The 6,567-nt window shown below is 78.0% G+C and carries 3 protein-coding genes and 1 pseudogene; all 4 read right to left on the reverse strand.

Annotated elements, in window-relative coordinates; translation table 11 throughout:
• Positions 1–1,142, reverse strand: a pseudogene (locus tag ABD324_RS37310) (AAA family ATPase); the annotation flags it as partial.
• A gap of 31 nt (positions 1,143–1,173) precedes the next feature.
• A complete protein-coding gene (locus ABD324_RS20460) occupies positions 1,174–4,662 on the reverse strand; it encodes an ATP-binding cassette domain-containing protein (RefSeq protein ID WP_344419313.1) in 3,489 nt (1,162 codons plus the stop codon).
• Positions 4,663–4,737: 75 nt separating this feature from the next.
• On the reverse strand, positions 4,738–5,325 hold the full coding sequence (locus ABD324_RS20465; RefSeq protein ID WP_344419316.1) for a TetR/AcrR family transcriptional regulator: 588 nt from the start codon (positions 5,323–5,325) through the stop codon (positions 4,738–4,740).
• Between the two features lie 9 nt (positions 5,326–5,334).
• Positions 5,335–6,486, reverse strand: coding sequence for an FAD-dependent monooxygenase (locus ABD324_RS20470; RefSeq protein ID WP_344419319.1), 1,152 nt, complete (start codon positions 6,484–6,486; stop codon positions 5,335–5,337).
• Positions 6,487–6,567: the final 81 nt, after the last annotated feature.

Raw genomic sequence — 6,567 nt, forward strand, 5'->3', positions numbered from 1 at the left:
GCCGGACGGCCGGCGTCGCGCCACAGCGGCACCGGCCGCGGGTCCTCGCCCAGCGCCGAGGCGACCCGCCCGGCGAGCACGGCGCGCTCCGGCGGGACGACGGTGGCGAGGACGGCCTCCCGCACGAGGGCGTGGGGCCAGCGGACCTCGCCGCCGTCGCGGTCGAGCACGGACTGCTCGAGGGCGGCGTGCACGGCCGCCGCCACGTCCGGCACCCCGGCGGTGGCCGGCACCAGCGTCCAGTCCGGTTCCGGGCCGAGGACGGCCGCCGCGGCCAGGACGGTGCGCGCCGCGGGACCGAGCGCCGCGAGCCGGGACTCGACGAGCGCGGCGAGGGTCGGCGGGATCGCCCGGTCCGGCACGGCCAGCATCTCCTCCACCACGAACGGCAACCCGGCCGACCGGGAGAACAGGTCGTCGACCTCGGGCTCCGGCAGGGGATCGCCCCCGCGGCAGGCCGCGGCCAGCGCGGCGACCCCGGCCCGGTCCAGCCGGTGCAGGGCGATCTCCCGCAGGCCGGGGGCGCCCGCCAGCAGGCGGGACGCGGAGCCCGGCCGCGTCGACACGGCCAGGAGCACCGGGGAGCCCGCCACCGCCGTCGCCAGGTACTCGACGACGGCGAGGGTGTCGGCGTCCGCCCAGTGCAGGTCCTCCAGCCGCAGCACCGCGCCCTGCGGGGCGAGCACCGACAGCAGCCGCAGCACCCCGGCCCCGAGCACGACGGCCTGGTCCGGGCCGCCGGGCGAGCTGTCCGCGGCGGCGGCCGAGCGCAGCCGTTCGAGCGCGGCCCGGAACGGGCGGACCCCGGGACCGGCGGCCTCGGGACGGTCGAGGTGCCCGATCAGGGCCTCGGCGAGGGGACGGTGGGCGCCGCCGTCGGGCACCGCCCGGCCCGTGAGGACGAGCGCGGGCCCGGCCGCCGCGACCAGCTCGTCGAGCAGCCGGGTCTTGCCGATCCCGGCCTCCCCGGTCACGACGACGGCGCACCCGGTGAGCGGGGGCGCCGCGAGCGCCCGGACCTCGGCCAGCTCGGCCCCCCGTCCGACCACGACCGGACTGCGCCGCGTCACCCCCTGCACGCGCCCATCCAAGCGCGCCCCGCGGGCGCGGACGTACCGCCGACCGCGCTCACCTGTGCTCACCCGTGCCCACCAGCGCCGATCCCCGCCCGGCTCAGCCGGCCAGGTGGGACCAGCGCTCGGCCAGGTCCGCCCAGGGCCCCTCGTCGACGATCCGGCCGCCCTCCAGCACGACGACCCGGTCCGCCCGTTCCAGCGCGACGCGGGTCGTGCTGGCGCCCAGCACCGCGGTACCGCGCTCGCGCAGGGCCGACCACAGCTCCAGCTCGGTGCGGGCGTCGAGGGCCGAGGACACGTCGTCGGCCAGGACCAGGGAGGCCCCGGTCGCGAGCGCGCGGGCCATCGCCAGGCGCTGGACCTGGCCGCCCGAGAGCCGGATGCCCCGGTGTCCCACCGCGGTGTCCGGGCCGCCCGCCGCCACGAGGTCCCTCGTGAGGCGCGAGGCCTCGACCGCGTCGGCGAGCCGGGCGGCGGGGCGGCCCAGCGTGATGTTCTCCGCGAACGTGCCGGACAGCACCCGCGGCACCTGCGCCACGTAGGCGACCCGGCCCGGTCGCAGCTCCGTCTCCGGGTCCTCCAGCACCGTGCCGTTCCACCGGATCCGGCCCTCGCTCGACACGATCCCCGCCAGCGCGCCCAGCAGGCTCGACTTGCCGGAGCCGACCTCGCCGGTCACGAGGACCAGCTCGCCGGCCCCGATCTCCAGGTCGACGCCCTCGACGCCGATCGTGCCGTCGTCGTGGACCGCGGCGAGCTTCTCGCACACCAGCCGCTCCAGCGGCGCCGGCGGTGCGGCCTCCGGCGCGGGCGCGGTGCCCGCCAGGAGGTCGACGCCCGCGGGCAGCCGGGTCGGGTCGGCGGGCGCGGCCAGCCTGCCCACGTCGGCGAGCCAGCGCCGGGTGGCCGGTGCCTCGGTGACCACCGTGGAGCCGACCTGACCGAAGTAGCCCGAGCCCGCGAGCACGGTGCTGACCAGCAGCGCCGTCGCGAGATCCCAGCCGCCGCCGAGGTGGACGGCCCAGGTGAGCACGATCCCGGCCTGCACCAGCACGCCCGGCAGGCCCTCGAACAGGGTCTGCAGCCGCTGCTCGCGGATGATCGACCGCACACGGGCCCGGTCGACGCCGGCGAGCCGGGCCCGCAGCGCGTCCGTCGCGGCGGCGAGCTTGACCGTGCGCACGGCGTCGAGCGTCGAGGCGAGCTCGCCGCCGAACCGTGCCCGGGCGTCGGCCGCGGCCCGCCCCGCGCGCCCCACGAAGGGCGCGCCGACGCTCGCGGCGGCGGTGCACAGGGCGAGCATGCCGGCGATCACCAGCGCGGCGCGGGCGTCCCCGGCGGTGACCCCGGCCAGCACGACCATGATCATCGCCATCGTGACGTCGACCCAGTTGTCCAGGTAGAGGATCATGCGCTCGGAGTCCAGGGCGCGGGCGACGACCTCCCCGGGCGGGGTGCGGGCCGGGCGGCGGTCCATCGTCTGCCCGCGCAGCACGGCGAGCCGCAGCCGCAGGGTGACGCCGGTCCACCAGATGAAGTAGGTCCGGTAGGCGAGCCCGATCCACAGCGGGAACGACAGCAGCACGGCGGTCAGGGCGATCGCGTGCCCCCACGGCGTCTCCCCGGCCTGCAGGGCGGCGGCGAGGTCGCCCCAGAGCCAGGCCGTGACCACGCCGGTCGCCCCGCAGGCCACCGCGAGGACGAACAGGAACGCGCCCGTGAGGCCCCAGCGCGGGTGGGCGCAGATGAGCCGCGGCACCGCCCTCCACAGCGGCGGGGTGTGGTCCTCGGCGACGCGCCGCGGCGGGGCGGCCCGGCGCTCGGCCCTGCGGAGGGTGGGGGTCCCGGCGACCTCGGCACCGCCTGCGGGCGGTGCGGACTCGCCGGCGCCGCGGATGTCGCGCGACGTCCCGTCCCCGGGGTCGGTGCCGGCCGCCAGGAGCTCGGCGAAGACGCCGGGCTGCCGCTCGATCTCGGCCCGCGGCCCCGACTGGACCACCGCGCCGTCCTCCAGCACCGCGACGGAGTCCGCGTGCCGGACCGTCGAGAGCCGGTGGGCGATCACGATGCCCGTGCGCCCGGCCAGCAGGGACCGGGTCGCGCGGGTCACGCGCTCCTCGGTGCGGGGGTCCATCCGGGCCGTCGCCTCGTCGAGGACGACCAGGCCGACGTCGCGGACCAGCAGGCGCGCGAACGCCACCAGCTGCTGCTCGCCCGCCGACAGCGTGGTGCCGCCGACGCCGAGCACGGTGTCGAGGCCCGCCGGGAGGGCCGCGACCCACTCGTCGAGACCCAGGGCGGTGAAGGCCGCCTCGATCGTGGAGCGAGGGACCGGGCGGTGCAGGGCGACGTTCTCGGCGAGCGTCGCCGTCAGCAGCTCGGTGCGCTGGGTGACCACGCCGACGACGCGGCGCAGCCCGTCGAGCTCCAGGTTCGTGATGTCCCGCCCGCCGACGAACACCTGCCCGGGCGGGGGTTCGACCGCGCGGGAGAGCACCTTGGCGATCGTCGACTTGCCGGAACCCGTGCGGCCCACCAGGGCGCACGTCGTCCCCGCGGGCACGTCGAGATCCACTCCGGCCAGCCGGAACCCGTTGGGGTAGCCGGCGGTCAGGCCGCGCAGCGACACCGCCAGGGGGCCGGACGGGACCGGATCACCGGTCGTCGGCTCCCGCTCCGCCGAGAGCAGGGCCGAGACGCGGGTGAGCGCGCCGAGCCCGGTCTGGATCTCGGGGAGCTGGTTGGCGACCTCGTCGACCTGCGCCACGAACGCCGACGCCAGCAGCCACAGCGCCACCAGCGCCGCGACGCCGCCGGGATCGCCCGCGACGAGCCACACCCCGCCCAGCACCACGGCGCCGAGCAGCGCGTGGGTGACCAGGCCGGTCGCGAGCCCGACCCGGGTCGTGGCCCGGCGGGTCGCCTGCACGCGCCGCAGGACGGTGGCCGCGCGCGCGACGTACCCGCGCACGACGTGCGGCTGGCCCAGCGACGTCCGGATGTCGTCCTGCCCGGCGACGGCCTCCTCGAGCTGCGCCGCGTGCTCCGACCAGGCCTCCTCCTCGGCGACGGCGCAGCGGGCGATCCGCGCGGTGAGCGGCCGCGCCACGAGCAGCGTCAAGACGGCGACCAGCGGGAACGCGATCCAGGCCGGCCAGAACAGGATGCCGGCGGCGATCCAGGCCGCCACCGACCGCAGGCCCGCGGAGCCGGTCTCCCAGCCGATCCGGCGGAACAGCGTGCCCAGCTCGCGCGCGTCGTCGTCGACGCGGTCCATCAGCTCGCCGACGGCCTGGTCCTCCAGCCGCGCCACGGGCTGGGCCAGCACGGCGTCGACCAGGTCGGCGCGCAGCCGACCCTCGGCCCGGCCCACGACGCCGGAGAACAGCACCCGGCCGATCGTGTCCAGCACCGCGGCACCTAGCAGCAGGGCCGCCAGGAGCGACACCAGCGACGCCGTCGGACCGGCCGCGACCTGCCCGACGACGGTCGCGGCCACCGCTTCCGCGCCGGCGGCCACGGTCGCCGCCGCGACCGCCACCACGGTGACCGGCCCGGCCAGCCGACGCCCACTCAACGGCCGCACGCCGTCCACCCCCTGATCTCCGGCGAGGACGGTAGCCGCGCGGCGAGGTCCGACGCGCGGCAATTACCCGCCGGCTCAGGGGCGGGCCGCGACGAACGGCATGACGATCTCGTCGACGATCCGGACCACGACGCCGTCGTCGATGGGGTCGCCGGTGATCAGGAAGCGGTGCCACAGCACGCCCTGGCCGAGCTCGCGCGCGAACTCGACCGGCACGTCCGGCCGCAGCTCGCCGCGCTCGATCCCGCGCGCGATCAACCGCGCCATCTCGGCCTTCCGCCAGCCGATCACGCTGTCCCGGAAGGCGTCCCGCAGCTCGGCGTCCTGCTGCAGGGCGGCGACGATCGCGGCCACGACCGGCGCGGTGGCGGGATCGGTGAGGGTGGCGGCCCAGCCGCGCAGCACCGCGAGGAGATCGCCGCGGTAGGTCCCGGTGTCCGGGGTCGGGACGGCCCGGCCCGCGGTGTGCAGCAAGGTGTCCCGCAGCAGCGCCGCGCGGTCCGGCCAGCGGCGGTAGAGCACCGGTTTCGACGTGCCGGCCTCGGCGGCGACGGCCTCCATCGTGACCCCGGCGGGCCCGCGGGTGGTGACGAGCGTGATCACGGCCCGCCGGATCGCCCGTTCCAGCTCGGCGCCGCGCCGGCGGCGGGCGGGAGCGCTCACACCCGCACGCTAGTCCCCGCCGGCCGCCGGCGCGGGCGGCGGCTCCCAGACAGCGATCCGCTCCACCTGGGCACCGGTGAGCGAGTCCGGTACCAGGCGCAGCGCCATGTCGCGCAGGGCCGCGAGCACGGGGGAGGAGATCTGCGCGGCGGCGCCGACCCGGCGGGCGAGGCGGTGCAGGCGGGCGGTGCGGGGGCGGCGGAGGGCGTCGTAGCGGTCCAGCGCCGCGTCGATGCCGGCCGCCGGGCCGCCGGTGAGCAGCCGGACCAGGGTCGCCGCGTCCTCCAGGGCCTGCCCGCCGCCCTGGCCGAGGTCCGGCGTCATGGCGTGGGCGGCGTCGCCGAGCAGGACCGCGCGGCCGCGCCGGAACGACGGCGGGACGCTCGCGAGGTCGTGGATGTCGAGGCGATGGACGGCCTCGGGCGGGGTGGCGGCCAGCAGGGCGAGGATCGGGTCGTGCCAGCCCGCGAAGGCCTCGCGGACGGCGGCGTCCTCGTCCGGCAGGGTGCGGCCGGCGGGCAGGGTGGCCACGCCGAACCAGTAGACGCGCCCGTCGCGCAGCGGGGCCTGGCCGAACCGCAGGCCGCGACCCCAGGTCTCGCCCGCGGCGCCGAGCAGGTCCACCGGCTCGGCCGTGATCGCCCGCCAGGCCGAGTACCCGGAGTAGTGCAGGCCCGGGTCGCCCGGCCACCCGGAGCGCACGACGCTGCGGATCCCGTCCGCCGCCACCACGACGTCCGCGGTCTCGGTGCCGCCGGAGTGGGTCACCGTGCGTCCGTCGGGAGACACCCCACGGACCTCGACGCCGCACCGGATCTCCGCGCGGTCCGCCGCCGCGAGCAGCTCGGCGTGCAGATCGGCGCGATCGAGGATGCCCAGCCCGGCCACGGCGGCGGGGGGCGTGCGGGAGAGCCAGCGCCCGTCCGGGCGGCGCTGGCCCGCCTGCAGCCCGGCGGCGGCGTGCCCGGTCACCGCCCGGACCGCGGCGCCGGCCCCCAGCGCATCGAGTGCGGTGAAACCGTTGGGCCACAACGAAATTCCCGAGCCGCCGGCGCGGACCTCGGGCGCCCGCTCCAGCACCGTGACCGCGGCCCCGATCCGGCTCAGCCCACCGGCCACCGCGAGCCCGCCGATCCCCGCACCGATCACGATCGCCCTCATGCCGCCTCCCTCGGTAGGAAACGCGACCGTATCTTACGGAGGAGGGGCGCACAACGACGAGCGGCCCCGGACCAGGAGGTC

The sequence above is a fragment of the Pseudonocardia ailaonensis genome, from assembly GCF_039531635.1.
Classification (GTDB): Bacteria; Actinomycetota; Actinomycetes; order Mycobacteriales; family Pseudonocardiaceae; genus Pseudonocardia; species Pseudonocardia ailaonensis.

Coding starts and splice junctions, on each gene's coding strand:
- ABD324_RS20470 (WP_344419319.1), bottom strand. CDS start 6,486: ATGAGGGCGATCGTGATCGGTGCGGGGATCGGCGGGCTCGCGGTGGCC.